Source organism: Pimelobacter simplex (assembly GCF_024662235.1).
Lineage (GTDB): Bacteria > Actinomycetota > Actinomycetes > Propionibacteriales > Nocardioidaceae > Nocardioides.
This window is the reverse complement of sequence record NZ_CP096276.1, coordinates 3,484,223-3,510,043: the sequence shown is the minus strand read 5'-3', so window position 1 is coordinate 3,510,043 and position 25,821 is coordinate 3,484,223. Positions and strand designations below refer to the sequence as shown.

At 72.3% G+C, this 25,821-nt stretch carries 27 protein-coding genes; 12 read left to right on the top strand and 15 right to left on the bottom strand.

Annotated elements, in window-relative coordinates; genetic code table 11:
* Positions 1-24 precede the first annotated feature (24 nt).
* The 6 genes from M0M48_RS17225 to M0M48_RS17200 all read left to right on the top strand — a co-directional run bounded on the left by M0M48_RS17225 (position 25) and on the right by M0M48_RS17200 (position 6,159).
* Positions 25-1,185, top strand: coding sequence for a sensor histidine kinase (locus M0M48_RS17225; RefSeq protein ID WP_257752073.1), 1,161 nt, complete (start codon positions 25-27; stop codon positions 1,183-1,185).
* On the top strand, positions 1,179-1,817 hold the full coding sequence (locus M0M48_RS17220) for a response regulator (RefSeq protein ID WP_257752072.1): 639 nt from the start codon (positions 1,179-1,181) through the stop codon (positions 1,815-1,817). Before M0M48_RS17225 ends, M0M48_RS17220 begins: the two co-directional genes overlap by 7 nt.
* A gap of 117 nt (positions 1,818-1,934) precedes the next feature.
* Positions 1,935-2,540, top strand: coding sequence for an ATP-dependent Clp protease proteolytic subunit (locus M0M48_RS17215; protein ID WP_215814935.1), 606 nt, complete (start codon positions 1,935-1,937; stop codon positions 2,538-2,540).
* A 1-nt stretch (position 2,541) separates the two neighbouring features.
* Positions 2,542-3,147, top strand: coding sequence for an ATP-dependent Clp protease proteolytic subunit (locus tag M0M48_RS17210; protein WP_215814724.1), 606 nt, complete (start codon positions 2,542-2,544; stop codon positions 3,145-3,147).
* A 116-nt stretch (positions 3,148-3,263) separates the two neighbouring features.
* A complete protein-coding gene (gene clpX / locus M0M48_RS17205; RefSeq protein WP_215814725.1) occupies positions 3,264-4,544 on the top strand; it encodes an ATP-dependent Clp protease ATP-binding subunit ClpX in 1,281 nt (426 codons plus the stop codon).
* A 124-nt stretch (positions 4,545-4,668) separates the two neighbouring features.
* Complete coding sequence (locus M0M48_RS17200; RefSeq protein ID WP_257752071.1) at positions 4,669-6,159, top strand: glycosyltransferase family 61 protein; 1,491 nt, start codon at positions 4,669-4,671, stop codon at positions 6,157-6,159.
* A gap of 65 nt (positions 6,160-6,224) precedes the next feature.
* On the opposite strand, the gene M0M48_RS17195 is transcribed toward M0M48_RS17200, so the two are convergent.
* From M0M48_RS17195 to valS, 3 genes are all read right to left on the bottom strand, one after another.
* Positions 6,225-7,055 carry an endonuclease/exonuclease/phosphatase family protein gene (locus tag M0M48_RS17195; protein ID WP_257752070.1) on the bottom strand — a complete coding sequence of 277 codons (831 nt, stop codon included), beginning with the start codon at positions 7,053-7,055 and terminating at the stop codon, positions 6,225-6,227.
* Between the two features lie 119 nt (positions 7,056-7,174).
* A protein-coding gene (locus M0M48_RS17190) for an IS3 family transposase (RefSeq protein WP_257752069.1) occupies positions 7,175-8,343 on the bottom strand; the annotation gives its coding sequence in 2 pieces (ribosomal slippage) (positions 7,175-8,091 and positions 8,091-8,343; 1,170 coding nt in all).
* Positions 8,344-8,532: 189 nt separating this feature from the next.
* Positions 8,533-11,157: a valine--tRNA ligase gene (gene valS / locus M0M48_RS17185; RefSeq protein WP_257752068.1), complete on the bottom strand. Its 2,625-nt coding sequence runs from the start codon at positions 11,155-11,157 to the stop codon at positions 8,533-8,535.
* Positions 11,158-11,215: 58 nt separating this feature from the next.
* Here valS and M0M48_RS17180 point away from each other — a divergent pair, with 58 nt between their 5' ends.
* Entirely contained in the window at positions 11,216-12,382 is a 1,167-nt protein-coding gene (locus tag M0M48_RS17180; RefSeq protein WP_257752067.1) for a SpoIID/LytB domain-containing protein, read from the top strand.
* On the opposite strand, the gene M0M48_RS17175 is transcribed toward M0M48_RS17180, so the two are convergent.
* The gene (locus tag M0M48_RS17175; protein WP_257752066.1) at positions 12,336-13,541 is read right to left on the bottom strand and encodes a benzoate/H(+) symporter BenE family transporter; all 1,206 of its coding nucleotides are present in this window, start codon (positions 13,539-13,541) and stop codon (positions 12,336-12,338) included. The two genes, M0M48_RS17180 and M0M48_RS17175, sit on opposite strands and share 47 nt — an antisense overlap.
* Before the next feature lie 64 nt (positions 13,542-13,605).
* On the opposite strand from M0M48_RS17175, the gene M0M48_RS17170 reads away from it, so the two are divergent.
* The gene (locus M0M48_RS17170; protein ID WP_257752065.1) at positions 13,606-14,118 is read left to right on the top strand and encodes a helix-turn-helix domain-containing protein; all 513 of its coding nucleotides are present in this window, start codon (positions 13,606-13,608) and stop codon (positions 14,116-14,118) included.
* 108 nt (positions 14,119-14,226) lie between these two features.
* Here the strand turns inward: M0M48_RS17170 and M0M48_RS17165 are convergent, their stop codons facing one another.
* Both M0M48_RS17165 and M0M48_RS17160 read right to left on the bottom strand, forming a co-directional pair.
* A complete protein-coding gene (locus tag M0M48_RS17165; RefSeq protein WP_257752064.1) occupies positions 14,227-14,517 on the bottom strand; it encodes a DUF4873 domain-containing protein in 291 nt (96 codons plus the stop codon).
* On the bottom strand, positions 14,514-15,203 hold the full coding sequence (locus M0M48_RS17160; RefSeq protein ID WP_215814731.1) for a TetR/AcrR family transcriptional regulator: 690 nt from the start codon (positions 15,201-15,203) through the stop codon (positions 14,514-14,516). The genes M0M48_RS17165 and M0M48_RS17160 overlap by 4 nt, the downstream gene beginning before the upstream one ends.
* A 68-nt stretch (positions 15,204-15,271) precedes the next feature.
* On the opposite strand from M0M48_RS17160, the gene M0M48_RS17155 reads away from it, so the two are divergent.
* Positions 15,272-16,141 carry an AurF N-oxygenase family protein gene (locus M0M48_RS17155; RefSeq protein WP_215814732.1) on the top strand — a complete coding sequence of 290 codons (870 nt, stop codon included), beginning with the start codon at positions 15,272-15,274 and terminating at the stop codon, positions 16,139-16,141.
* A 9-nt stretch (positions 16,142-16,150) separates the two neighbouring features.
* Here the strand turns inward: M0M48_RS17155 and M0M48_RS17150 are convergent, their stop codons facing one another.
* The gene (locus M0M48_RS17150) at positions 16,151-16,423 is read right to left on the bottom strand and encodes a DUF2568 domain-containing protein (RefSeq protein WP_257752063.1); all 273 of its coding nucleotides are present in this window, start codon (positions 16,421-16,423) and stop codon (positions 16,151-16,153) included.
* Positions 16,420-17,343, bottom strand: coding sequence for an NAD-dependent epimerase/dehydratase family protein (locus tag M0M48_RS17145; protein ID WP_257752062.1), 924 nt, complete (start codon positions 17,341-17,343; stop codon positions 16,420-16,422). Before M0M48_RS17145 ends, M0M48_RS17150 begins: the two co-directional genes overlap by 4 nt.
* A gap of 138 nt (positions 17,344-17,481) precedes the next feature.
* Here M0M48_RS17145 and M0M48_RS17140 point away from each other — a divergent pair, with 138 nt between their 5' ends.
* Positions 17,482-18,192: a TetR/AcrR family transcriptional regulator gene (locus tag M0M48_RS17140; protein ID WP_215814735.1), complete on the top strand. Its 711-nt coding sequence runs from the start codon at positions 17,482-17,484 to the stop codon at positions 18,190-18,192.
* Here M0M48_RS17140 and M0M48_RS17135 read toward each other — a convergent pair.
* Together M0M48_RS17135 and M0M48_RS17130 are read right to left on the bottom strand one after the other, a co-directional pair.
* Positions 18,182-18,595 (bottom strand): type II toxin-antitoxin system PemK/MazF family toxin, encoded by a 414-nt coding sequence (locus M0M48_RS17135; protein WP_257752061.1) that lies wholly within the window; start codon positions 18,593-18,595, stop codon positions 18,182-18,184. The two genes, M0M48_RS17140 and M0M48_RS17135, sit on opposite strands and share 11 nt — an antisense overlap.
* Positions 18,592-19,959: an MFS transporter gene (locus M0M48_RS17130; protein ID WP_257752060.1), complete on the bottom strand. Its 1,368-nt coding sequence runs from the start codon at positions 19,957-19,959 to the stop codon at positions 18,592-18,594. Before M0M48_RS17130 ends, M0M48_RS17135 begins: the two co-directional genes overlap by 4 nt.
* Before the next feature lie 57 nt (positions 19,960-20,016).
* Between M0M48_RS17130 and M0M48_RS17125 the strand changes: the two genes are divergently transcribed.
* Positions 20,017-20,544, top strand: coding sequence for a winged helix-turn-helix transcriptional regulator (locus M0M48_RS17125; RefSeq protein WP_257752059.1), 528 nt, complete (start codon positions 20,017-20,019; stop codon positions 20,542-20,544).
* On the opposite strand, the gene M0M48_RS17120 is transcribed toward M0M48_RS17125, so the two are convergent.
* Complete coding sequence (locus tag M0M48_RS17120) at positions 20,541-22,052, bottom strand: PH domain-containing protein (RefSeq protein ID WP_257752058.1); 1,512 nt, start codon at positions 22,050-22,052, stop codon at positions 20,541-20,543. The genes M0M48_RS17125 and M0M48_RS17120 overlap by 4 nt on opposite strands.
* Positions 22,049-22,531, bottom strand: coding sequence for a PH domain-containing protein (locus M0M48_RS17115; RefSeq protein ID WP_257752057.1), 483 nt, complete (start codon positions 22,529-22,531; stop codon positions 22,049-22,051). Before M0M48_RS17115 ends, M0M48_RS17120 begins: the two co-directional genes overlap by 4 nt.
* A gap of 174 nt (positions 22,532-22,705) precedes the next feature.
* On the opposite strand from M0M48_RS17115, the gene M0M48_RS17110 reads away from it, so the two are divergent.
* Positions 22,706-23,887, top strand: a complete 1,182-nt coding sequence (locus tag M0M48_RS17110) for a GGDEF domain-containing protein (protein ID WP_215814739.1) — start codon at positions 22,706-22,708, stop codon at positions 23,885-23,887.
* 6 nt (positions 23,888-23,893) lie between these two features.
* On the opposite strand, the gene M0M48_RS17105 is transcribed toward M0M48_RS17110, so the two are convergent.
* The 3 genes from M0M48_RS17105 to M0M48_RS17095 form a co-directional block, all read right to left on the bottom strand.
* The gene (locus M0M48_RS17105; RefSeq protein ID WP_257752056.1) at positions 23,894-24,478 is read right to left on the bottom strand and encodes a hypothetical protein; all 585 of its coding nucleotides are present in this window, start codon (positions 24,476-24,478) and stop codon (positions 23,894-23,896) included.
* A 15-nt stretch (positions 24,479-24,493) separates the two neighbouring features.
* On the bottom strand, positions 24,494-25,081 hold the full coding sequence (locus M0M48_RS17100) for a hypothetical protein (protein WP_257752055.1): 588 nt from the start codon (positions 25,079-25,081) through the stop codon (positions 24,494-24,496).
* A 90-nt stretch (positions 25,082-25,171) separates the two neighbouring features.
* Positions 25,172-25,750: a hypothetical protein gene (locus tag M0M48_RS17095; RefSeq protein WP_257752054.1), complete on the bottom strand. Its 579-nt coding sequence runs from the start codon at positions 25,748-25,750 to the stop codon at positions 25,172-25,174.
* Positions 25,751-25,821: the final 71 nt, after the last annotated feature.

The following is a 25,821-nucleotide window of genomic DNA, read 5'->3' as shown; positions in this document are numbered from 1 at the left end:
CCGCGCTGGCCTAGGCTCCACCCCATGTTCGGGCAGGCTCGGGCCGGGGACGGCGCCGGCGACGGTGTTGCGCTCGCCGCCCGCCGCCGGACCCGTCTGGTCGTGGTCGCCACCTGCACCGTCGTGGGCGTACTGGCCGCGCTCGTGGCGATCGGCGAGGCCGTGGGCCGTACGGACCCGCCCGCCGACGACCTCGTCGCGCTGTGGCTGCTCGCCGAGGTCAGTGCCATTGTCGTGTCGGTTCCGCTGCTCCTGCGGCTGCTGGGTTACGGCTCGGTGCCGGCCGGCCTGGCGCTCGCCGCCCTCGCTCCGCTGACGGCCGCGACGCCGGCGGCCGTGGTGGCCCTGGTGCTGGTCGTCTCGCTGCGCTCGCGGCGGACGACGGTGCTCGCGGTCCTCGCGTTCGTCGTACCGGCGGCGCTCGCCGTCGTCGTCCTGCAGCCGGGCCAGGCGCCCGGGCTGCTCGCCCTCCTCGCCGGCGTCGTGGTCGTGCTGGTGCTGACCGGCACCGTGACCGGCGCGCGCCGCGAGCTGCGGGTCCGGGCCCGGCGGGAGCAGGCGCTGGTCGCCGAGCGTGCGCGCAGCGAGGAGCGGGCCCGGATCGCCGGCGAGATGCACGACAGCCTGAGCCACCACCTGAGCCTGATCGCGCTCCACGCGGGGGCGCTCGGGCGCCGTGCGGACCTGCCGCCGGAGACCGTGCGCTCGAGCAGCCGGCTCGTCGCCGACCTGTCCCGGACCGCGCACGCCGAGCTGCGCGACGTCCTGGGCGTGCTGCACCAGGGGCCGCAGCCGACCACGCCGCCGACCGGCGCGGAGGGCCTCCGGCACCTGGTCGCGCAGCACCGCGCCGCCGGAGCGGTCATCGAGGCCGAGCTCGACCCCGCCGTCGCCGCACGGGCCGGCGAGGCGACCTCGCGGCTGCTGCACCGGGTGGTGCGCGAGCTGCTCGCCAACGCTGCCCGGCACGCGCCGGGCGCACCGGTCCGCCTCCTGGTCGCCGGGCACGCCGACGGGGTCGACGTCGTGTGCCGCAACCCGGTCGTCGTCGGCCGCAGCACCGCGGCCGCGGGCGCCGGGCTGGGCCTGCAGGGCGTCGCCGAGCGCGTGCGGCTGGCCGGCGGGCGGCACCGGGCCGAGGCCTGCGGCGGGGAGTTCGTCGTCGAGGTGTCCGTGCCGTGGTGAGGGTGCTCGTGGTCGACGACGAGCCGCTGGTCCGCGCGGGCCTGCGCCTGGTGCTCGACCCCGCCCGGGGCATCGAGATCGTGGGCGAGGCCGGTGACGGCGTCGCGGCGGTCCGGGCCGCCCGCGAGCTCGCGCCGGACGTCGTCCTCATGGACGTCCGGATGCCGGGCGGTGACGGCATCGCGGCCGTCACCGCGATCCGCGCGGCCGGTCTCGGCTGCCGGATCCTGATGCTGACCGCGTTCGACACCGACGAGTTCGTCCTGGGCGCGCTGCGCGCCGGTGCCGACGGCTTCCTGCTGAAGGCCGAGGACCCCGACCTGATCGAGCGCGCCGTCCTGGGTGCCGCCGCCGGCACGGCGACCGTCTCGGCACCCGTGCTGCGCCGCCTGGTGGGGCTGGCCGCGCCGCTGTCCGAGCCCGCCGGGGTGCCCGCCGGCGTCAGCGGACGGGAGTGGGACGTCGCCCGGCTGGTCGCCCAGGGCCGCTCGAACGCCGAGATCTCCACCGTCCTGCACCTGAGCCTGGCCACGGTCAAGACGCACCTGGGCAGCCTGTTCGCCAAGCTCGGCCTGGACAACCGGGTCCAGCTGGCGATCCTCGTGCTCGAGCGGGAGCCGTCGCGTCCCTGACCGCACCGGAATCCGCTGTCGGCGAACAGGGCGGGTTATCGCGTGGTTCTGCCTCCCGGTCCGGCTAGTGTCAGCCGCGTGACTCAGATTTCCGCCGGCCCCGAGGGCGGGCCCCAGATGAACGGTGGAGCCGGTCTCAACCTGCTCGACGACAACATCTACAGCCGACTGCTCCGTGAGCGGATCGTCTTCCTCGGCTCCGAGGTCCGTGACCAGAACGCCAACGCGATCTGCGCCCAGCTGCTGCTGCTGTCGGCCGAGGACCCCGAGGCGGACATCTTCCTGCACATCAACAGCCCGGGTGGCTCCGTCGACGCCGGCATGGCGATCTACGACACCATGAACTACATCCCCAACGACGTCGCGACCGTCGGCATGGGCCTGGCCGCCTCGATGGGCCAGTTCCTGCTCTGCGCCGGCGCCAAGGGCAAGCGCTACGCGCTCCCGCACGCGCGGATCATGATGCACCAGCCGTCGTCCGGCATGGGCGGCTCGGCCTCCGACATCAAGATCCAGGCCCAGCAGTCGCTCCACATCAAGAAGGTCCTCCTGGACCTCATCGCCGAGCACACCGGCCAGAGCGTCGAGCAGGTCACCGAGGACGCCGACCGCGACCGCTGGTTCACCGCGGACGAGGCGCTCGAGTACGGCCTTGTCGACAAGGTCGTCAAGAGTGCCAAGGAAGCCGTCGACGAGGGCCGGCCGGCCCACAAGAAGGACTGACATGAACTACTACATCCCGCAGTGGGAAGAGCGCACGTCCTACGGCTTCCGCCGGATCGACCCCTACGCCAAGCTGTTCGAGGACCGCATCATCTACCTCGGCACCCCGATCTCCGACGACGTCGCCAACGCCGTCATCGCCCAGCTGCTGTGCCTGCAGTCGATGAACCCCGACCAGGACATCAGCATTTACATCAACAGCCCCGGTGGCTCGTTCACGGCGCTGACGGCGATCTACGACACGATCCAGTTCATCAAGCCCGACGTGCAGACCGTCTGCATCGGTCAGGCGGCCTCGGCGGCGGCGATCCTGCTCGCGGCCGGTGCCAAGGGCAAGCGCCTGGCGCTGCCCAACAGCCGGATCCTGATCCACCAGCCCTACACCGAGGGCACCTTCGGCCAGACCTCGGACATCGAGATCCAGGCCAACGAGATCCTGCGGATGCGCGAGCTGCTCGAGAAGATGATCAGCGACCACTCGGGCAAGTCGATCGAGGAGGTCAGCCGCGACATCGAGCGCGACAAGATCCTCACCGCGCAGGGAGCGATCGAGTACGGCCTGATCGACTCCGTGCTCGAGTCCCTCAAGACCCCCGCCCTCGTCTGAGACGACAGGCCTCGACCGAACGACCCCGATGACCTCCTCGACGTACTCCTCGTGTCCCGCCCCCTCCGGGGCGCCACAGGGAGTACCGTCGGGGAGTTCACATGTGAGGAGGACCCGTGGCACGCATCGGTGACGGTGGCGATCTGCTGAAGTGCTCGTTCTGCGGCAAGAGCCAGAAGCAGGTCAAGAAGCTCATCGCTGGTCCGGGTGTCTACATCTGCGACGAGTGCATCGATCTCTGCAACGAGATCATCGAGGAAGAGCTGGCCGAGGGCTCGGAGGTCGAGCTCGCCGACCTGCCCAAGCCCAAGGAGATCTTCGAGTTCCTCAACTCCTACGTGATCGGGCAGGAGCAGGCGAAGAAGTCCCTCGCGGTCGCGGTCTACAACCACTACAAGCGGGTCCAGGCCGGCGTCCAGCCGATCTCGGGCAAGCACAGCAAGGACGAGGTGGTCGAGGTCGCCAAGTCCAACATCCTCGTCATCGGGCCCACCGGCTGCGGCAAGACCTACCTCGCCCAGACCCTGGCCCGGATGCTCAACGTCCCCTTCGCGATCGCCGACGCCACGGCGCTGACCGAGGCCGGCTACGTCGGCGAGGACGTCGAGAACATCCTCCTCAAGCTGATCCAGGCCGCTGACTACGACGTCAAGAAGGCCGAGACCGGCATCATCTACATCGACGAGATCGACAAGGTGGCCCGCAAGGCCGAGAACCCCTCGATCACGCGCGACGTCTCCGGCGAGGGTGTCCAGCAGGCCCTGCTCAAGATCATCGAGGGCACTACCGCCTCGGTGCCCCCGCAGGGCGGGCGCAAGCACCCGCACCAGGAGTTCATCCAGATCGACACCACGAACATCCTGTTCGTGGTCGGCGGCGCCTTCGCCGGCCTGGAGCACATCATCGAGCAGCGCGTCGGCAAGAAGTCCCTGGGCTTCACCGCCGAGCCGCGCGGCGAGGCCGAGCGGGCCGCCGAGGACCTGCTCGCCCAGGTGCGCCCCGAGGACCTGACCAAGTTCGGCCTGATCCCCGAGTTCATCGGCCGGCTGCCCCTGATCGCGAGCGTCAGCCCGCTCGACCAGGACGCGCTCATCCAGATCCTCACCGAGCCGCGCAACGCCCTGGTCAAGCAGTACAAGAAGCTCTTCGACCTCGACGGCGTCGAGCTCGAGTTCACCGACGGCGCCGTCGCCGCGATCGCCGACAAGGCGCTCGAGCGCGGCACCGGCGCCCGCGGGCTGCGCGCCATCATCGAGGAGGTCCTCCTCCACGTGATGTACGACGTCCCGAGCCGCGGTGACGTCGAGAAGGTCGTGGTGACCGACGAGGTCGTCCTCGAGGACGTCGCGCCGACCCTGGTGCTGCGCGAGACGAAGCCGAAGAAGAAGTCCGCCTAGCGTGAGGTGGGCACGGCTCCTTGACCGCCTTGTCGCCGAGGTCGATGGACCGCCCGAAGTCGCCGTCGTTGGACCGCCTGACGCGGTCGGACTGGTAGGCCGGCGGCTGCGACGACGTGCGCACGTGCACGTGTTCGATGCGAGTGTCGCGGCCGACGACCGTCGGGCCGAGCTGGCATCGGCCGGTCGCTACGACGTCCTGGTGGTCGAGGCGCCAGGTCGAGAGTGGCCGTCGTGGCTGGCGGAGCTCATCTTTCACCTTCGCCCAGGCGGGTCCCTGGTCTTCCGAGGGGAGCGCGGGAGGCGCTCCGAGCCTCTCGAGAAGCGGTTGAAGGCACTCGACGAGATTCGCGACGGCCGCCGCGATCCGCGCGTGACGGGTCGCCGCGGTGACGACATCCGCGCGCTGGCGCGTGCGATCTCGAGTTGGACGGCACAGGGACCGCATGTCGTCGTGGTCAACGGGGTGACTGCGTTCGCCAAGGTCCGCGAGCGCCAGGTCGACGAGCTATTCCGGAGCCCGGGCTATCCCCACGGCAGCGTGATCGCCTCCGTCCCGGCCGCGCACTTCGTTGCCCGCTGCACGGTTGTCCAGAACGAATCGGCGGTCAGGAAGGCCGAGGTTCGTGAGATCTCCGCGCCTGAGATGGTGCTGCGTGGATACGACGACGTCGTCTGCCTGCCGCGCCAGGTTGTCGTGCAGGGCAACCTGCTTCTCCCCGACACCTTCCGGAGGCCTCATAGCCGGCGCATGCGGAGCGCGGCACTGAACGAGCTGTCGCCCGGGTTCGCGGAGCTGCGCGGTGACGCCCATGGCGCCGAGTATCTGGCAGGGACCTATGTCCACCTCGACTCCGAGTTCCCTGGGCACTACGGGCATCTGGTCACCGAGCAGTTGTCCCGGATGTGGGCCTGGCCGGAGATCCGCAACGAGGTCCAGCGCCCGCGCGTGCTCCTCAGCACCCGGGACTCCCGCACCGCACTTCATGCCCATGAGCGGGAACTGCTTGGCGCCTTCGGAGTGCCCGAAGAGGACGTTCTGCTGTTCCACCGTCCGTTGCGGGTTGAGAGGCTTCTGTCGGCGAGCCCGATGATGGCTCAGCCGGGCTGGATCCATCCTGAGATCGCCGGCGCATGGCGGAGCGCTGGCGCGGCGCTCGCCGCGATTGCTGGTGACGCGTCGTACCCGCGCCGCATCTTCTGCGGGCGACGCACGGGCAAGCGCGCCTGCCGCAATGCCGACGAGGTCGAGGCGCTCTTCGTTGACGAAGGATTCACGGTTGTTTACCCCGAGAACTACTCGCTGCCAGAGCAGGCCGCACTCTTCCGGGGGGCTGAGGTCGTCGCGGGATTCGCGGGAGCGGCGATGTTCAATCTCTGCTACACCGCGACGCCCAAGGATGTCGTCCTGCTCGTGTCCGAGTCCTATACGGCTGAGAACGAGTACCTCATGGCAGCCGTGCAGGGGCACCGCTTGACCCTGATGTGGTGCCCCTCTGACGTGCCGTTGCCGGCCAAGGGGTTCTCGGCAGAGGCGTACCAGGCTTCATTCAGCGCGGATCTGGCCAAGGACGGTGCCTGGCTCAGGTCTCGCCTCCGCGCCATCGGTCGCTGATGCGCTAGTGACCGACGCTCGCGCCGCTGGACATGGGCCAGTGTCGAGCGGCGCGCGCGTCGTGGTCAGTACCGGTAGCGTGCGTAGAAGGGGCGATGGTCGGAGGGCGCCTTGCCTCCGAACGTCTGAGACGAAGCGAAGTCGCCGCCGGTCGTGGTGAGCCCGACGCTCCGGAAGATGTAGTCGATCGCCTTCTTGGAGCCAGTCGCCTGTGTGGCCCACTTGTCCCACGTCGTGCTGCGGTTGCATGAGGTCAGCGCGTGGACGGAGCTGTAACCGGCCGATGCCAGGCGGTCAGGCGCCTTGACGACCCCGCTGCACTGGGTCGATGGGCTGTTGAGGTCGCCCAGGACGACGGTCGGCATCGAGACCGTCTGGTTGCGGCGGTTGATCCAGCCGATCACGTCGGCCGTTCGCTCGTTGTTCTCAGCGTGGCGGGCCGCGGGGCTGCTCATGGCCGTCGTGCAATTCAGCTGGGCCGCTCTGGAGTCAGAGAGCCCTCCGGGGATCAGGTGGAGATTCGCGACGCGGACCTTCTTTCCGGGTGCGGCGAGATCGTCGAGCTCGACGACGTTCCAGTAGTCGTTGGCCTGGCAGGGCGTGGCCGCGGTGCCGCTGAACCGCCTGATCGACGCGAAGGAGCGGGTGAACCGGTCGCGCTGCCAGAAGATCGAGGTCGAGTCGGAGCCAGGGCTCGCCGACGTCGACACCGTGTCGTACTCGGCGAGGTCAGCGCTGAGGTCATCAGCTGGGTGGGCGCCATCGCGGTCGTTGCCTTCCTGGATGCCGAGGATGCTGGGGGTGACGCTCCGGATCACCGCCACCAGGTGGGGGCGCCGGTCGGGCCACATCCAGCCATTCACCTGCTCACTGTTGTTCTTGACGTTGTAGGTCATCACGGAGAACTGGGGCGTGGCGGTCGAGCTCTCCTCGGCGTGTGCTCCGCTGGCGAAGGAAGCAAGCGAGGGAAGGGCTGGGCTGCCGCGCAAATTTCGGACAGTGATTAATTGTGTTTTTACGCTGCCTGCTGCTGGTTGCAGTACTCGTCGTGGACCTCTTGTGGGGTGCGGTAGCCGAGTGCTGAATGAAGACGTAGGCGATTATAGCGGAATTCGATGTACCGGGCCACGTCTTTCCTCGCTTCGTCGCGGGTGGGATAGGTCACGCGATTGACCCGTTCGACTTTCACCGCTGCGTTGAACGATTCGGCTAACGCGTTATCGAAACAGATCCCAGTTCTACCCACCGACCGGCGAAGATCGAGTCGTGAGGCTGCGCGGGCAAATTCGTCGCTCATGTATTGCGTTCCGCGATCCGAGTGGATCACACATTGTGATTCCAGGGTGTAGTTGCGTGCGGCCATATCCAATGCCTCGACTACCAAAGAGGTGCGCATGTGGTCGGCCATGGCGTAGCCGATGCAGGCCTTGGTGGCGCAGTCGATCACCGTCGCCAGGTACAACCAGCCCTCATCCGTGCCGATGTAGGTGATATCGGAGACGAGTTTGGTTCCCGGCGCGTGGGCGGTGAAGTCGCGTCCGAGGAGGTCGGGCACTGCGGCGGCGTCGCCGGCGATGGTGGTGGTCGGCCGGGACGGCCGGGGCTGGCACGGCACCAGTCCGAGCTCGCGCATCAGCCCCCGCACCAGCTCCGGGCTGGCGTCCTCGCCCATGCGGCCGAGGGAAGCGTGGATCCGCCGGTAGCCGTAGGTGGCGTCGGAGTCGTCGAAGACGGCCTCGATCACGGCCTTGAGTCGCTCGCGACGCTGTGCGGTGGCCGAGGCGGGCCGGTCGGCCCAGTCGTAGAAGCCAGACCGGGACACCCCGGCCCAGGCGCACATCTTGACCACCGGATAGTGCGCCTTCTGCGCGTCGATGAACTCGTATTTCGCGCTCACCGATACTCCTGGGCGAAGAAGGCCGCCGCTTTTCCCAAGAACTCGTTACGCATCCGCAGTTCGCGAACTTCACTCTCGAGCTCACGAAGTCGGGCACGCTCCGATATCGACAGTGGCGACTCTTCCTCGGGGTTCGCCTCCCGGTACTTCGCGCACCAGTTTCCCAGCGTGCCTTCATTGACGTGGATCTCGCGGGCGACCTCGGCGATCGAACGAGACGACTCGATCACCATTTTCACGGCCTCGTCCTTGAACTCAGGCGTGAACTTTCGACGCTTTTCCGGCATTAACTAGTTACCTCCATTTCGGAATGGACCTTATTTGATCCACTGTCCGAAATGTCTGAGGCACGCCAGGCGAGCGCACACGCTGCAGTGACGAGAAGGGCAGTCTTGGGGCGTCGGGTCATGGAGGGGAAGTTAGCAGTACCCCTGCCCGAATGTGTCGGGAGCCAGTCCGAATCGGTTCTGCTCGGCTCAGCCCTCGGGCTGCTCGGCGATCTCGGCCGTGACGGTCAGCTCGCTCGCGTCCGCGTCGAAGGTGAAGACCAGGTCGCCGGTGATCTTGCCGGCCGCGACCAGGTCGGCCGCGGCGGACTCGGTCGCCTTGACGGCCTTCTCGGGACCGGAGATCTCGACCCGCGCGAGCGGGGTCTTCATGTTGACCTTGGCCTGCGACTTGGCGCCGCGGATGCCGGCCAGGGCTGCTGCGACGGCGTCGATGACGGCACCGTCGGAGGCGGCGGCCGAGCCGAGCTCGGTGGTGGCCGGCCAGGAGGCGCGGTGGACCGAGCCCTCCTGCCACCACGACCAGACCTCCTCGGTCACGTAGGGCAGGAACGGCGCGAGCAGGCGGAGCTGGACCTGGAGCGCGAACGCGAGGGTGGCCCGGGCCGAGACGGAGGCGTCGCCGTCGTCGGCGTAGGCGCGCTCCTTGACCAGCTCGAGGTAGTCGTCGCAGAACTCCCAGAAGAACTTCTCGGTGACCTCGAGCGCGGTCGTGTAGTCGTAGGCCTCGAACGCCTCGGTGGCGCGGCCGACGACGCCGGCCAGGCGGCCGAGCAGCGCGGTGTCGACGGGCTGGCTGACGGCGGCGGCGCTGAACGTCGTCGCGCCGACGCTGCCGAGCACGAACTTCGACGCGTTGAGGACCTTCATAGCCAGGCGGCGCCCGACCTTCATCTGGGTCTCGTCGAAGGGGGAGTCCAGGCCGGGGCGGGCGATGGCGGCGCGCCAGCGGACGGCGTCGGCGCCGTACTTGTCGAGGATCTCGTTGGGGACCACGACATTGCCCTTGGACTTGGACATCTTCTTGCGGTCGGGGTCGACGATGAAGCCGGAGATCATCGCGTGCGACCACGGCGTCGCGCCGTTCTCGAAGTGGGCGCGGACCACGCGGCTGAAGAGCCAGGTACGGATGATGTCGTGGGCGTGGGTGGCCAGGTCCATCGGGAAGACCCGCGACCACAGGTCGGGGTCGGACTCCCAGCCGCCCGCGATGTGCGGGGTCAGCGAGGAGGTGGCCCAGGTGTCCATGACGTCCGGGTCGCCGATGAAGCCGCCGGGCTCGCCGCGCTGCTCCTCGGTGTAGCCCGCCGGGGCCTGCGTCGAGGGGTCGATCGGCAGCTCGGCCTCGGTGGGCAGCAGCAGCCGGGTGTAGTCGGGCTCGCCCTCGGCGTCGAGCGGGTACCAGACCGGGAACGGGATGCCGAAGAACCGCTGCCGCGAGATCAGCCAGTCGCCGTTGAGGCCGCCGACCCAGTTGTCGAAGCGGTGCTTCATGTGCGGCGGCAGCCAGTCGATCTCGGCACCGCGGGCGAGCATCTGCTCGCGGATGCCGGCGTCGCGCCCGCCGTTGCGGATGTACCACTGGCGGGTGGAGACGATCTCGAGCGGCTTGTCGCCCTTCTCGTAGAAGTTCGCCATCCGCTGGGTCGGCTTCGGGTCGCCGTCGAGGTCGCCGGACTCCTTGAGCTTGGCGACGACCGCCTCGCGCGCGGAGTGGACGGTCTTGCCCTTGAGGTCCTCGTACGCCGTCGCGGCGGGCTCGGCGGCCAGCCACTCGGGGGTCTCGCGGGTGAACCGGCCGTCGCGGCCGATCACGGTGCGCACGGGCAGCTGGAGCTCGCGCCACCACTGGACGTCGGTGAGGTCACCGAACGTGCAGCACATGGCGATGCCGGCGCCCTTGTCCTTCTCGGCCGCCGCGTGGGCCAGCACCGGGATCTCGACCCCGAAAAGGGGGGAGCGCACGGTGGTGCCGAACAGGTCGGCGTACCGCTCGTCGTCGGGGTGCGCGATGAGCGCGACGACCGACGGGATCAGCTCGGGACGCGTCGTCTCGATGTGGATGGGGGAGCCGTCGGGCTTGTGGAACGCCACCCGGTGGTAGGCGCCGGCGTAGTCGCGCGCCTCGAGCTCGGCCTGGGCGACCGCGGTCTGGAAGGTGACGTCCCAGAGGGTCGGCGCCTCCTGGAGGTAGGCCTCGCCGCGGCCCAGGTTGCGCAGGAACGCGCGCTGGCTGACCGTCTGGGCGTTCTTGCCGATGGTCGTGTAGGTGGTGTTCCAGTCGACGCTGAGGCCGAGCGTGCGCCACAGGTCCTCGAAGACCTTCTCGTCCTGCTCGACCAGCTGCTCGCACAGGGCGATGAAGTTGGGCCGGCTGATCGGGATCTGCCGCTTGGGGTCCGGCTTGGCCGGCGGGGTGAAGTCGGCGTCGTACGGCAGCGACGGGTCGCAGCGCACGCCGAAGTAGTTCTGCACCCGGCGCTCGGTCGGCAGCCCGTTGTCGTCCCAGCCCATCGGGTAGAAGACGGACTTGCCCTGCATCCGCTGGAAGCGCGCGACCAGGTCGGTGTGGGTGTAGGAGAAGACGTGCCCGACGTGCAGGCTGCCGCTCACGGTCGGCGGCGGGGTGTCGATCGAGTAGACGTTCTCGCGCGGCTGGGTCCGGTCGAAGCCGTAGGTGTCGTCGGCCTTCCACCGCTCGGCCCACTTCTGCTCGAGGCCCTCCAGCGCCGGCTTGTCCGGTACGACGACCGCGGGGGTGCCCTCGGGGGCCGTCGCTGCCGGTGCCTGGGTGCTGCTGTCGAGCTCGGTCATGGACCAAATCCTAGGGCGACACGGTGTCTGGCCTTTAACCGCGGGCTAGTCTCGGACGATGCGCCTGTTCCCGGGATCCGTCGCTGCGCTCGCCCTGGTCACCCTCGCCGGCCTCGTCGGACCCGCCGGGACGCCGTCCGCGGCGGCCGCCGAGCAGGTCCGCCGGCTCGATGCGGTGACCCTCGTCGGCAGCGGCTACGGGCACGGCAAGGGCATGTCCCAGTACGGCGCCAAGGGCGCCGCCGACCAAGGCCGGACGGCGGCCCAGATCCTCGACTTCTACTACCCGGGCACCGCGATGGGCCGGGCCGGCGGCTCGATCGCGGTGCTGCTCACGGCGGCCACCTCCAACAACGTCGTGGTCCAGCACAAGGCGGGGCTCAAGGTCCGCAGCGCCCAGACCGGCAAGGTCTGGAACCTCGGCAAGAAGGGCGCGAAGCGCTGGAAGCTGACCCCCGTCGGCGCCACCAAGACCCGGCTCTCCGTCAAGACCAACGGCTGGCACGTGGTCCGCGACATCCCGGGCCAGGCGGAGTTCAAGGGCGGTGCGATCCGGCTCTACGTCCCGGGCGGTTCGGCGCTCTACCGCGGCAAGCTGCGTTCCGCGGTCGCCGGTGCGGGCTCGGCGCGCGACACGGTCAACATCGTCAGCGTCGAGCAGTACCTGCGCGGCGTCGTCGCGGCCGAGATGCCGGCGAGCTGGGCGCGGGCCGCGGTGCAGGCCCAGGCGGTCGCGGCCCGGACCTATGCGATCTTCGACCGCGACACGACCAACCGCGGTCACTTCGACGTCTGGGACACCACCCGCTCCCAGGTCTACCGCGGTGTCGTGGGGGAGCACCCGTTGTCCGACGCCGCGATCAAGGCGACCGCAGGGCAGATCCGCACCTACGGCGGCAAGCCGGCGTTCACGCAGTTCTCCTCCAGCAACGGCGGCTGGAGCGTGGCAGGGAGCAGCACGCAGCCCTACCTCAAGGCCCAGGCGGACCCCTACGACCCCCGGGCGCAGTGGACCCAGACGATCAGCGCGGCCACGCTCAAGAAGGTGTTCCCGGGCATCGGCGACATCACCGGCGTGAGTGTCACGAAGCGCGACGGCAAGGGCAGCTTCGGCGGTCGGGCCACCCTCGTCAAGGTGACCGGCACGACGGGCACGGCCACGGCCAGCGGCGAGAACTTCAGGTCGTGGTTCGCTCTGCGCTCGACGCTGTTCGAGCTTCGCTGACGGGCGCCGACCGCCCCACCCGCAGGAACGTCCGCAGCAGCAACCCCACCAGCAGCGCCCAGAACGCCGCACCGATCCCGAGCACGCTCACCCCCGACGCGGCCACGACGAGCGTCGCCGCCGCGGCCTCCCGCTCGCGCGGGTCGGCGAGGGCCTCGCCGAGGGCGGCGCCGAGGGTGCCGAGGAGGGCGAGGCCGGCGGCGGCCTGCATGACGCCGTCGGCGGCGGCGACGACCAGGGCGGCGAGGGCGGTGCTGGCGACGGCGAGGACCAGGTAGGTCACCGAGGCCGAGACCGAGGCGATCCAGCGGCGGGAGCGGTCCGGGCCGGCGGTGGGGCCGGCGGCGAGGGCGGCGCTGATGGCGGCGAGGTTGATGGCGTGGCCGCCGGTGGGGGCGCCGGCGATGGTGCCGATGCCGGTGACGGCGAGGGAGGCGCGCCACGGGACGCGGTAGCCGAAGCCGCTCATCACGGCGACGCCGGGGACGTTCTGCGAGGCCATCGTGACGACGTAGAGGGGGAGTGCGATGCCGACCAGCGCCGACAGCGACCACGAGGGCGTCGTCCAGGCCAGGTGGGGGACGAGGTCGGCGGTCTCGATCCGGGCGGTGGCGACCACGGCGACGAGGGCGACGAGGAGAGCGCCGGGCACGGCCCAGCGGGGCGCGAGGCGCAGCAGCACCAACCACGTCAGTACGACGGGCGCCACCGCCGCGGGTGCGTCGACCAGGGCCGTCACCGGTGCCAGGCAGAGGGGCAGCAGGACGCCGGCGAGCATCGCCCGGGCCAGGCTGTGGGGGATCGCGGCGACGAGGTCGCCCACCTTGGGCACGAGGGCGGTCAGCACGATGAGGACGCCGGTGGCGACGAAGGCGCCGACCGCGGCGGACCAGCCGCCGGTGACGCCGGTCGTCGTGGCGAGCAGCGCGGCGCCGGGGGTGGACCAGGCGAGGGTGAGGGGCATCCGGTAGCGCAGCGCGAGCCAGAGCATGCCGAGCGCCTGGGTGACGAGCAGCGTGAGCAGTCCGGAGGCGGCCTGCCGCCCGGTCGCGCCGACCGCGGTCAGGCCGGCCAGGCACACGACGAACGAGCTGCTGAAGCCGACCACCGCGGTGACGATCCCCGCCACCACGGGACCGTGGGTAGTCTCCTCGGACACGCCGCCTCCTCGTGAACACCGGTGCGGCGTTCTGTTTACAGAACACTGTAGGGGGTCGGCGAGGATGACGCGAGAGGTCGGCGCGCGGATCCGGGCGCTGCGCGAGGCGCGCGGGCTCAGCCTCTCCGCGCTGGCCGCCGAGGCCGGCATCGGCAAGGGCTCCCTCTCCGAGCTCGAGACCGGGCAGCGCAACCCCACCCTCGACACGCTGTACGCCGTCGCGACGCCGCTCGGCGTACCGCTGGCCGCCCTGCTCGACGACCACGACGGCACCGTGATCAGCGGCGCGGGCGTGGTCGCCACCCGGGTCCGGGTGCTGCGCGAGGCGGAGCGGACCACCGAGGTCTACCTGCTGCGCCTGGCGCCGGGCGCGGTGCGCACCTCGCCGGCCCACGCGGGCGGGGTCGAGGAGCAGCTGGTCGTGCTGGCCGGCACCGGCACCGTCCGGTACGACGACCGCGCGGTCGCCCTGGCCGCCGGCGACCACGTCCGCTTCGCCGCGGACCGCCCGCACTCCTACGAGGCCGGCCCCGACGCCGTACTCGAGGCGGTCAACATCATCGTCACGCCGGCCTGAGCCGGGCGACCTGGCCGCTGAAACTCGTGCTTGGCCGCCGAACCTTCGTCGGTCCAGTGTGAGTTTCGCCGGTCGACCGGCGAAACTCCCGCCCGCAGGCCCGCCCGCTCAGAACGGCGGGGTGCCCGTGCCCGCGACCCGGAACCGGCCCCACGGGTCGATGTCGGAGACCTTGCCGTAGGCCGTGCCGTGGGGCGTGCGGAGCTCGACCGAGGCGCCGCTGGTGACCTCGGCGAGCCCGGGGGAGGTCGCGATCCGGCCGTACCAGTGGAAGTGTCCGTCGAGGGGCTGGAAGTGCCCGCGCAGAGCCACCCGTACCTCGTGCTCGACGTCGTCGACCTGGACCACCGCGGGGCCGTCGTAGGCCTCCTGGGGCTCGTGGACGGCGGCGGTGCTCATGCCGGGCGCCCCGAGCGACCCGAGCGGATCGGTGTGACGTCGCCGGGCAGGTCGAGCGAGGACAGGTCGATGCCCTGCTCGGCGGCGGTGCCGGACAGGGCGTGCCAGATGAAGTCGCCGAGGTAGTCGGCGATCGCGGCGCGCGACATGGTGCGCCGCTCCAGCCACCACTGGCCGACCGAGGCGCCGAGGCCGACCACGGCGTGCGCCCACGGCTCGGCCGCGCCGGCGTCGCCGCCGAGCCGGCGCAGCGCGTCGCCGAGGAGGCGGGCGAGCTGGGCGGCGATGACGTTCTTGCCGTGCGCGAGCGGGTCGTCGCCGCCGGCGTGGTGGCGGGCCAGCAGGAGGAAGGCCTGGGGGTGCTCGGACAGCGTGTCCAGGTACGCCGCGACGCCGGCCGTGACCCGCTCGCGGGCCGTCGCGGGCGCGAGGATGCCGACCACCACGCGCTCGAGGATCAGCTCGGCGCCCCAGGAGCCGACCGCCGCGTGCAGCTCGCCCTTGTCGGCGAAGTAGCGGTAGAGCACCGGCTTGCTGACCCCGGCCTCGGCGGCGATGTCGGCGATGGAGGCGTCGGGGCCCAGGGCGTCGATCGCGCGGACGGCGGCCTGGACGAACTCGGCGCGCCGCTCGACGCGGTGCTGGTCCCAGCGGGTGGTCCGTCCGTCGTTCTTGCCTGTGCTCATGGGGACCAGGCTACAGTGTTAGCCGTTACCGCCGGTAACGCCTATCTCTCTCTGGAGGCTGCAGCCCGATGACGCTCGCCGATCGCCTGCTCCGCTCGACCGCGCGCCAGTCCTACGACCCCGAGGTCGACCTCGACTGGTCCGCGCCGCCGGTCCCCGGGCTGTGGTGGATGCAGCCCGAGCGGATGTCGCTCTACGGCACCCCGCTCTGGAAGCGGCTGAGCGAGGAGCAGCGGATCACCCTGTCCGCGCACGAGATCGCGAGCATCGCCAGCGTCGGCATCTGGTTCGAGGTCGTGCTCATGCAACTGCTGCTGCGCGACGCCTACGACGCCGACCCGCGCGACCCGCGGACCCAGTTCGCGCTCACCGAGGTCGGCGACGAGACCCGGCACACGGTGATGTTCGGTCGCGCGATCGCGGCGATGGGCGTCCCGGCGTACGGGCCGCGCCCGCGGATCAAGCGGATCGGCCGGGTCGGGCAGCTCGCCCTGCACGGCCCGAGCGCCTACGCCTCGATCCTCATCGGCGAGGAGCCGGTCGACCGCTGGCAGCGCGAGCTGATGCGCGACGAGCGGGTCCAGCCGCTGACCCGCATGGTCGCCCGGATCCACGTCGTCGAGGAGGCCCGGCACGTCACCTTCGCCCGCGACGAGCTGACCAAGGCGGTGCGCGGCCTGAGCCGTGCCCAGCGCGCGTGGCACCAGGCGCTCACCGCGCAGGTCGGCTACGTGACGATGCGCTCGCTGGTCCACCCCGAGGTCTACGCCTCGGTCGGGCTCGACCCCGCCGAGGCTCGCCGCCAGGCTCTCGGCAACGAGCACTACCGCGAGACGATCGCGTGGATGGGCGAGAAGGTCATGCCGGTGCTCGAGGAGGCCGGCATGGTCGGCGCCGCGCAGCGCAAGACCTGGCGCGCCTCGTTCCTCATGCGCTGAGCCGGGGGTTCACAGCACGGCGTCGGCGACCGGCGGCAGCAGGGCCAGGACGTTGACCACCAGCACGAAGGCCGCGAAGCCGACCACGACCCGGGGGCTGGTCGAGGTCACCGCGAGGAGTCCCCAGAGCACGCAGGCGCCGACGACGAGCGCGGTCGCGGCCAGCCAGCCGAGCGCTCCCGGCCCGGCCAGCCGCCACCCTGCCCGGCCCAGCACGACCAGCATCAGGATCTCGCTGAGGAACACCAGCAGGCTGACCGACCACACGTAGGCCAGGGTCATCGCGCGCGCCACCAGTCCGCGGTGGCCCGGATCGCGTCGTCGAGGGGCGTCGGCTCGAGGCCGAGCCGCTCCTCGCTCGCGGTCGAGTCGAGCACGAACGGCGCGGTGAACTGGAAGCTCATCTCGGCCAGCTCGCGGGTGTCGCGGTGCACGAGCCCGATCGCACGGAGCATCCCGGCCGGGATCGTGCCCAGCCGCGGCACCGGTACGCCGGCCGCCCCGGCGAACGCCGTGGCCAGCTCGCGCTGGGTCAGCGCCGGCCCGGTCGGGGCGTGCAGCACGGAGTTCCACAGCGACTCGTCGGCGGCCGCACGGATCATCGCCGCCGCCAGGTCGGGCACGTAGGTCCACGAGTGCGGCTGGTCCAGGCTGCCCACCACGCGCAGCGTGCGCCCGCCGAGGACGGCCGCGGCCATCCGCTCGCCGGCGTGGGAGGTGAGCACCCGCGGGCCGAGGAAGTCGGAGGCCGCGACGCTGACGGTCGGGGTCGCCGACGCGGCCCGGGCGCGGAGCAGCGCGGTCCGGACGCCGGGCTTGCCGGCGGTCGCGGTGCGGGGCGTGTCCTCGGTGATCGGGCCGGTGACCCGGCCGTAGGCGTAGAGGCTCTCGGGGAAGACGACGACCGCGCCGGCCGCGCCCGCGGCGGCGAGGAGGGCCTGCTCGGCCGGGACCAGCTCGGCGCGCCAGGTCGCGGCGTCGTACCGGGAGGCGTGGATGCAGTGGTGCACGGCGACCGCGCCGTCGAGGACGGCGGCGAGCGCGCCGGGCCGGGCGACGTCGACCTGGCGGCGCTCGATCAGCGGGTGCTCGGGGCCGCTGCCGGAGCGGGTGACCAGGGTGACGCGCTCGCCGGCGTCGGCGAGCTGGAGGGCGACGGTGGCGCCGACGGGGCCGGCTCCGGTGACGACGTGGTGGGACATGACGGGTTCCTCCCGGGTGATTTCACGAAAGTGAGAGCAGTGCTCTCGGTTCGTGGTCGAGCATGCACCTCGACCGACGGAAAAGCAAGAGCACTGCTCACGTTTGCGTCAACTGCTCACGATCGGCAGGATGGGGCCATGGCGACCACCCCCCGCGAGCGCGCCCGGGCGCAGACGATGGCCGACATCACCCGGATCGGCCGCGCCCACCTGGCCGAGTACGGCGCCGCGGCGCTCTCGCTGCGCGCCGTCGCCCGCGACCTCGGCGTGGTCTCGTCGGCGGTCTACCGCTACGTCAAGAGCCGCGACGAGCTGCTCACCCTCCTCCTCGTCGACGGGTACGACGACCTGGGCGACACCGTGGCCCGGGCACTCGCCGCCGTGCCCGAGGCGTCCCACCGCGAGCGCTTCGTCGCCTTCGGCCACGCGATCCGGACCTGGGCGCGCGCCGAGCCGGCCACCTATGCGCTGCTCTACGGCGCGCCGGTGCCCGGCTACCACGCGCCCGCCGAGCAGACGACCGGTCCGGGCACGCGGGTGGTCCGGATGCTGCTCGAGCTCGCCGCCGCGGCGCTCGCCGACGGTGCGCTCGACGTGCCGGCCCAGCCGGGCGCGGTGCCGCCGGGGCTCGCCGCCGCCTTCGAGGGCGTGCGCGAGCAGTTCGGGATCGACCTGCCCGACGACGCTCTCGTCGCGGGCGTGCTGGTCTGGGCGGGGCTGTTCGGCTGCGTGAGCTTCGAGGTGTTCGGTCAGTACGGACCCGAGGGGTTCGGTGGCGACGCGGAGGACCTCTTCGCGCGCCACCTGGCGCTGCTGGCCGACTCCCTCGGGATCGGCGTCAGCCGGTGAGTGCCGCGCGGGCGGCGACCACCGCGGCGTAGGTGTCCCGGTCGAGCGCCGCGCCCTCGCGGCGTACCTCGGCGGCGTCGAGGACGAGCAGCCGGTTGAGCCGGACCTCGCTCGGCCGGCCGCGCGGGTCCCAGGCGCCGCTGCCGACGTCCATCCAGCGCCGGCCGGCGGCGGCCTCCTGGGCGGCGTCGCGGTCGTGGTCCTTGCTCGTCATCACCAGGCAGTGCACCTGGTGGCGCCCCTGGTCGTCGGTGCTCGCGCCGATCACCAGGACCGGGCGGTCCTTGCCCTGGTTCGGGTCGTCCTCGTAGGGGACCCAGGCCCACACGACCTCGCCCGGGTCGGGACGCCCGTCGGGGACGGGGGCGTAGGTGCCGTCGGGCTGGTCGGGTACGGCGGTCATCGGGCCTCCTCGGCATGGCGTCCCCTGTCGATCGCGACGATCGCGACGGCGGTCACGAGCGAGATCGCGCCGGCGAGCAGGGTGACGTGGTTCCAGCCTGCCACCTGGGCGGCGGCCGAGGCGTGTGGTGTGGCGGCGAGGACGCTGACGAGCGTGGTGCCGACGGCCGCGCCGACGTACCGGGCGGTGTTGTTGACGCCGGTCCCGACCGCCGAGCGCTCGGGGGGCACGGTCGCGATCGCCTGCCGGCCCAGGCCGCCGTTGAGGAGTCCGCTCGCGATGCCCGCCACGATCAGCCCCGGCGCCAGGCGCCAGGCGGACGGCGGGCCGCCGAGCCCGGACAGCATGAGCAGGCCGACCCCGGCGCCGATCAGTCCCGCGGCGAGCTGGGTGGTGCCGGTCAGGCGCAGGGCCAGCGGGCGCAGCGCGAGGGCGGCCACCGCACTGGTCGCCGACCACAGCGCGAGCAGCGCGCCGGCCTGGAGGCTGCTCAGCCCCATCGCTCCGGTCGCGAACGTGCCCGAGAACGACATCAGCGCGATCACGCCCGCGCCGGTGCCGACCGCCGCGAGGACGGCGGCCGTGAACCCGCGGTGGCGCAGCAGGGCCGGTTCGAGCATCGGGTGCCGGCGCCGGGTCTGGACGACGGCGAACCCGCCGAGCGCCACGACGCTCACCGCGGCTCCCGCCAGCGCGATGCCGGTGTCGCCGCGGCGTGCCTCGACGAGGGTGACGAGGAGCGCGGTCAGGCCGGCGGCCATGAGGGTGGCGCCGACGAGGTCCATCCGGCGCTCGGGATCGACCTCGGACTCGGTGAAGCAGCGCGGCGCCAGCACGGCGATGACGACGCCGGTCGCGGCGAGCAGCCAGTAGGTCGCGGGCCACAGGTCGCCCAGGTCGAAGAGCCCGGTCAGCAGGGGCCCGCCCGCGATCCCGAGGCCCATGCTGCCGCCCCACCAGGCGGCCGCGCGGGCGCGGTGGGCGCCGTCGGACGCGACGGCGGCGACCAGGCCGAGGCCGGTGGCGATGACGCCGGCCGCGCCGAGGCCCTCGACGACCCGGCCGGCGACGAAGGTCCAGGCGTCGTCCGCGAGGGCGCACAGCACCGAGCCCGCGGCAAGCACCAGTGCGCCGCCCAGGAACACCCGCCGGCGCCCGGTCAGGTCGGCGAGCGCCCCGGCCGGCAGGAGGCCGACCGCGAGGCCCACGCTCATCGAGCTCAGCAGCCAGGTCGTCGCCGTGGGGGAGGCGTCGAACGCCGCGCTGAGCGTCGTGGCGTTCCCGAGCGGGCCGGCGTAGGCGACCATCGCGACGAACGTGCTGAACGAGGTCAGGGACAGCGCCGCGACGGCTGGTCTGTTCACCGGACCATCTTGGCAGATCGCCGGTCTGGTGAACAGACTCTGCGCTAGGCTGGCGGTGTGGCGCTCGGCACCGGATACGACCAGCAGGGGTGCTACCTCGCGCGTGCGCTCGAGGTGGTGGGGGAGCGCTGGACGCTGCTCATCCTGCGCGACTGCTTCTACGGCGTACGCCGCTTCACCGACCTGCGCGACCACCTCGACATCTCGCGCGCGGTGCTCACCGCCCGCCTCGACGGGCTGGTCGGCGACGGTGTGCTGACCCGGGAGAGCGTCGACGGGCATCCGGAGTACGTGCTCACCGAGGCCGGACGGGCGCTGTGGCCGGTCGTCTTCTCGCTCTCGAAGTGGGGGGAGCAGCACGTCGCCGGAGGTCACCCCGCGCGGGTGTTCAGCCACGCCGACTGCGGTACCGACGTCGACGCGCTCGGCCGGTGCCCGGCGTGCGGCACGGTGCCGGGGCCCGAGGACCTCGTCGTCCGCCCGGGGCCGGGCGTGAACCCGCTGCGCCGCGAGGACCGGGTCGCCCGGGCGCTGGAGCAGCCGCACCGGCTGCTCACGCCGCTGAGCGTCGCGGCTGCGCCCTAGACCGCGCCCTCGACCAGGAACTGCCCGAGCAGGCCGGGCGTCGCCGCCTCGGCGAGCGCGATCGCGTCGTCCGCGCCGACGTCGGGCACGTGCACCCGGCCCCGGCCGCCGGCCGTCGTCGCGGCGAGCGAGACCAGGCCGGCGCGGCGCTGGAACCAGGTCGCGCGCAGGTTCCAGCCGATGACGTGGTCGGCGGCCAGCGCGTCCCGGGTGCGCAGCACCGAGCCCGAGCGCATCACGACGTGACCGGCCAGGAAGCCGTGGCCGAGCGTGCGGACCCGGTCGACGGCCAGGGCCAGCGCGAGCGCGACGGGGACGACGGCCAGCGCGAGGAGCGGGAGCGGGCCGCCGGCGACCACCCCGGCCACGACGAGCGCGACGAACGGCAGCGAGCCGAGCAGCGCGCGGCTGAACCGGCGGGTGGTCGCGGAGCGGCCGTGAGGACGCAGGGGAGCGGTCACCGGCTCCGGGGTGCCCAGCACGGCCGACGCGACGTCGTACCCGGTGGCGGCGGGGGCGGGCGGCAGCAGCATCGACGAGCTCGACTGGCCCTCGCCGCTGAGGCCGGTGACGATCGCGTTGACCCGGCGTCCGTGCGCGAGCCGGAGCAGGGCGGGCTCGGCGAGCGAGACGCCCGCCAGCCGGGCCATGTCGATGGTGGTCTCGCGGTGGGTGAGCAGGCCGCGGCGCACGTGCCAGGCGCTGCGGTAGCGCGCGAGCACGAAGCCGCCGTTGACGACGAGGTAGCCGCCCACCACGAGCAGCACCGCGACGACCAGGACGCCGCCGACGACGGTGAGCACGAAGGTCGTGCCGATCCCGGCGAGGTCGGCCTCGGAGATCCGGATGTGGACGTTCTCGGCGATCTGGAAGGTGACCCCGGCGAGGGCACCGAAGGCGACCAGGACGGCGCCGCTGAACGGGGCGTACCAGAGCCAGCGGGGCGAGAACCGGGCGACGACCTGCTCCTCGTCGACCACGCCGGGCCCGGCCCCGGCGCCGCCGTACGCCGAGGCGTCGGTGCCCGGCGCCGCCGGCCGCGCGTGGAGCAGCGCCGAGCGCAGCCGGGCGGCCTCCTCGCGGGGCAGTGCGTCGAGCTCGAGCTGCTCGTCGGACCCGGTGGCGGCGCTGCCGGTGCCGATCACGACGGTGGCCAGGCCGAGCACCCGGTGGATGGGCGAGGCGCTGAGGTCGACCGCGCGGACCCGGTCGACCGGCGTCGTCAGGGTGTGGCGCTGGAGCAGCCCGCGGCGCAGCTCGACGCGGCGCTCGGTGATCCGGTAGGTGGTGGTCAGGTAGCGCACGACACCGAGCGCCACCGGCACGCCGACGCCGAGCAGTGCCCACGGACCGAAGCCGGACGCGCCACCGGCGACGACCAGGCCGATCAGGACCGGGAAGAACTTCCCGACCTCCTTGATCGGGTGGACCAGGAGCATCCGGGGGTCCAGGCGCTGCCAGTCCGGCTCCAGGGCCGGAGGCGGCGGCGGAGGCGGGACGACGCTCACGTGGCGTCGCCCGCGACGAGGTGGGCCTGGTGGGTCAGCTCGTCGGCGAGCGCGAGCGCGACGTCCCGCTCGAGCCCCTCGATCTGGAGCGGACCGGCCGCCGAGGCGGTCGTGACGGTGACCGAGGCCAGCCCGAAGAGCCGGGCCAGCGGCCCCTGTGCGAAGTCGACGGTCTGCACCCGCGACATCGGGGCGATCCGGCGCTCGCGCGCCCACCACCCGCGCTGGGTGTAGACGGCCGTCGCGGAGACCTCCCAGCGGTGCACCCGGTAGCGCCACTGCGGGACGACGACCGCCACCGCCGCGCACCCGACGACCGCGAGCCCGGTCGCCCACCAGCGCAGCCCGTCCGGCAGCGCGAAGTAGGCGCCGACACCCAGGCCGGCCGCGACCACGACGGCGCCGATCGCGCTCTCGACGTGCCACATCACGCGGGCTCGGGGGCTGACCCGGTGGGCAGGATCGCGCAGCTGTGTCACGCTCGCGAGCCTACGGGCCGTCCGGGTCCCGGGACGGCAGTGGGACCTTCGTCCTCCCTTCGGCGGCCGCGCACCCTCCGAATTGACCACGCCGGGACGTCCCTCGGCCAGGTTCCGCGCGAGGGGGGCGCACCGTACCCGGGTCGCGCCTAGCCTGGAGGTGTGCTGGACGTCGTGACACTTCGAGTGGCCTTCGGTCTCGTCGCCGTCGGCATCCTCGTGCTGTTCTACGGCGTCACCTACCGCTCGACCCGTTCGGCCTACAGCGGCTGGTGGTGCGGCTCGCTGGCGTTCTTCATCGTGAGCGCCTCGCTGTTCCTCTTCAACGGCAGCGCCGTCCAGGTCGTGGCCAACCCCCTCGGCAACACCGCCGGCACCCTCGGCGCCGCCTGCGTGTGGGCCGGTGCCCGCAGCCTCGGTGAGCGCCGGGTCCGCTGGTGGCAGCTCGTCGTGCTGCCCGCCGTCGTCCTCGCCGTCTCGCTGCTCGACGACCCGCGCCACGACGTGTGGTCCGGCGGTGTGGCGTACCTGCTCGCCATGGCGATCCTGATCGGCGGCTCGGCCTGGGAGCTGGTCCGCCTGCTCCGCACCGAGCGCCCGGCCGGCGGGGCCCGCGAGCAGTTCCGCTTCGCGGTCTCCTCGATGGCGATCGTCTCCGGCGTGATCGGCGGCTTCTACCTGGCCCGCGACGTCGTCTTCGTCGCGGCCGGCCCCGACAGTGCGGTCTTCCGGATCGGCTTCGGCGGCCAGGTCACCACCCTGCTCACGATGCTGCTGCTCGTCGTCGTCACCTTCAGCATGTCCGCGCTCAGCCACGAGCAGCAGACCACCGAGCTGCGCCGCCAGGCCACCCGCGACGGCCTCACCGGCCTTCTCAACCGCCAGGCCTTCCTCGAGGCCGCCGAGCGCCAGCTCGACCACGCCCGGGTCACCCGGCACGCCGCCGTCCTGGTCGCCGACCTCGACCGGTTCAAGAGCATCAACGACGGCTCGGGCCACGCCGCCGGCGACCGCGCCCTCGTCGCCTTCGCCGACGCCTGCCGCTCGGTGGTCGGCCAGCAGGGCATCGTCAGCCGCCTCGGCGGCGACGAGTTCGGCCTGCTCACCCTCGGCGGCCCGGCCGAGGAGATCGTCGCCGCCATCGCCGACCGCTACAGCGAGAGCGCGGGGGAGACCGACCCGCCGACGGCCAGCTTCGGCATCGCCGCCGTCCTCCCGCACGACGACATGGCCCTGGCCCTGGCCCGGGCGGACGAGGCGCTCTACGCGGCCAAGGACGGCGGGCGGGCGCGCGCCGTACGTCATGAGGACCGGGGGCCCCGCCGCGGCCTCGACGGCGGGCGTCGTACGGCTTGAGGGGGCTCAGCCGCGCGCGATGCGCGGGGTGAAGAAGTAGTCGCTCCGCATCGGCCCGGTGTCCAGCCCGTCGTCGGCATAGACCCGCTTGGCGGTGAACCGCGCGGCGCCGACGGCGACCCGTACCCAGGCCGGGTCGCCCAGGCAGGTGGTCGGTACGACGGCCGTGGTGACCCGGCGGGCGCGGTCGATGTCGAGTCGGTAGCCGGCGCACTCCACCTTGTCGTCGGGGCCGGTGGTGAGCTGGTTGCTGCTCATCCCGCGGTACTTGTAGGCGCTGGCCTCGTAGATCGCGCCGCCGGGCAGGCGCAGCGCGACGCCGACGAAGTACTTCTTGGTGGGGATGGCCGCGCGGGTGCGGACCTTGACGACGACGCGGTCGGCGAGGTGGCTGACCCGGATCGTGCGGATGTCCACGCCGCGCTCCCGCGGCTCCGGCCGGCGGAGGGTGTCGCCGGCGGAGCGCATCGCTCCGGAGCGGACGTCGCGGGCGGCGTCGGTGTGGGTGTGGTCGGCGGCCGCGGCGAGCGACGGGGCGCCGGTGGCGAGGACGGCCGCGGTGACGAGGACGGCGGCGAGACGGCGGGTCACGGTGCGCGCTCCAGGTCAGCCGCGGGCGATGCGCGGGGAGTAGCGCAGCGAGTCGCCGACGCGGTGGTTGCTGAGGCCGTCGTCGGACCACATCCGCTTCTGGGCGAACCGGGCGACGCCCACACCGGCGCGGACCCACGCGGGGTCGCCGAGGCAGGTGGTGGGAACGACGAGCGTGGCGAGGCGGCGGCCGCGGTCGATGTCGGCGCGGTAGCCGGCGCACTCGACCTTCTCGTCGTTGGTGCTGACCTGGCTGTGGGTGGTGCCGAGCATCTTGATGTGCTCGAGCTCGTACGAGCGGCCACCGGGGACGCGGAGGCTCGCGATCAGGAAGAACCTCCCGGCGGGCATCGCGGCACGCGTGCGGACCTTGACGACGACGTGGCTGGCGGTGTGGCTGACCCGCACGGTGCGGATGTCGACCGAGGCCTCGCGGCGGTCGATGCGGGCCTTGCTCGCGGCGTCCATCCGCTCGACGGTCGCGTCGCGGGAGGCGTCGGTGTGCTTGTAGTCCGCGGCCGAGGCGAGCACGGGGGTCGCGGCGACCACGAGGGCGGCGCCGGCGAGGCAGGCGGCCAGACGGGCGAGGGGGGTGCGTGTCATGGTGCGCATCATGTCATTGCCTGTGCGTGCCACGATGAGCCGTCCGGCGCGGAGGCCGGACGGTCGTCGTGCGGCACGCGTGCAGGCAGGTCAGCCGCGGGCGATGCGCGGGGAGAGCTTGATCGTGTCGCGGACCCGGCCGTCGCGCAGGGCGTCGTCGACGTAGAGGCGCTTGCCGCGGATGATGCCGGTCCCGCCGCCGACGCGGACCCAGGCCGGGGTGCCGAGGCAGGAGGTGGGGATGACCATGGTGGTCCGCTTGCGGGAGGTGTCGATCTCGGTGCGGTAGCCGGCGCAGACGATCGGCTCGCTGTCGACGCTGACGTCGCTGAACGTCATCCCGAACATCCGGCCGTGGCTGACCTCGAAGGTCCCGCCCGGCGTGCGGACCTCGGCGGTGACCACGTAGCGGCCGGTGGGCAGGGCGCCGCGGGTGCGGAAGGTGAGGACGAGGGTGTCGGTGCGGTGGTCGACCCGGAGGCGGCGTACGTCGCCCGCGCGCTCGCGCGGCTCGGGGCGGCGGATCGCGTCGCTGTCGAGCGTGCCGGAGCGGACGTCGCGGGCGGCGTCGACGTGGCTGAAGTCGGCGGCGGAGGCGACGGCCGGGGCGGCGGTGACGAGGAGGGCGGCGCCGGCGAGGCCGGCCAGGAGGCGGGGGATGAGGTTCATGGCGCCAATCTGCCGGGAACGACAGCGCCCGTGGTGAGTAGTGCTACTCAACACGGGCGCCGGCGTGGTGC

Coding starts and splice junctions, on each gene's coding strand:
- M0M48_RS17225 (WP_257752073.1), top strand. CDS start 25: ATGTTCGGGCAGGCTCGGGCCGGGGACGGCGCCGGCGACGGTGTTGCG.
- M0M48_RS17215 (WP_215814935.1), top strand. CDS start 1,935: ATGAACGGTGGAGCCGGTCTCAACCTGCTCGACGACAACATCTACAGC.
- M0M48_RS17210 (WP_215814724.1), top strand. CDS start 2,542: ATGAACTACTACATCCCGCAGTGGGAAGAGCGCACGTCCTACGGCTTC.
- M0M48_RS17195 (WP_257752070.1), bottom strand. CDS start 7,055: ATGACCTACAACGTCAAGAACAACAGTGAGCAGGTGAATGGCTGGATG.
- valS (WP_257752068.1), bottom strand. CDS start 11,157: ATGACCGAGCTCGACAGCAGCACCCAGGCACCGGCAGCGACGGCCCCC.
- M0M48_RS17180 (WP_257752067.1), top strand. CDS start 11,216: ATGCGCCTGTTCCCGGGATCCGTCGCTGCGCTCGCCCTGGTCACCCTC.
- M0M48_RS17170 (WP_257752065.1), top strand. CDS start 13,606: ATGACGCGAGAGGTCGGCGCGCGGATCCGGGCGCTGCGCGAGGCGCGC.
- M0M48_RS17165 (WP_257752064.1), bottom strand. CDS start 14,517: ATGAGCACCGCCGCCGTCCACGAGCCCCAGGAGGCCTACGACGGCCCC.
- M0M48_RS17160 (WP_215814731.1), bottom strand. CDS start 15,203: ATGAGCACAGGCAAGAACGACGGACGGACCACCCGCTGGGACCAGCAC.
- M0M48_RS17155 (WP_215814732.1), top strand. CDS start 15,272: ATGACGCTCGCCGATCGCCTGCTCCGCTCGACCGCGCGCCAGTCCTAC.
- M0M48_RS17150 (WP_257752063.1), bottom strand. CDS start 16,423: ATGACCCTGGCCTACGTGTGGTCGGTCAGCCTGCTGGTGTTCCTCAGC.
- M0M48_RS17145 (WP_257752062.1), bottom strand. CDS start 17,343: ATGTCCCACCACGTCGTCACCGGAGCCGGCCCCGTCGGCGCCACCGTC.
- M0M48_RS17140 (WP_215814735.1), top strand. CDS start 17,482: ATGGCGACCACCCCCCGCGAGCGCGCCCGGGCGCAGACGATGGCCGAC.
- M0M48_RS17135 (WP_257752061.1), bottom strand. CDS start 18,595: ATGACCGCCGTACCCGACCAGCCCGACGGCACCTACGCCCCCGTCCCC.
- M0M48_RS17100 (WP_257752055.1), bottom strand. CDS start 25,081: ATGACACGCACCCCCCTCGCCCGTCTGGCCGCCTGCCTCGCCGGCGCC.
- M0M48_RS17095 (WP_257752054.1), bottom strand. CDS start 25,750: ATGAACCTCATCCCCCGCCTCCTGGCCGGCCTCGCCGGCGCCGCCCTC.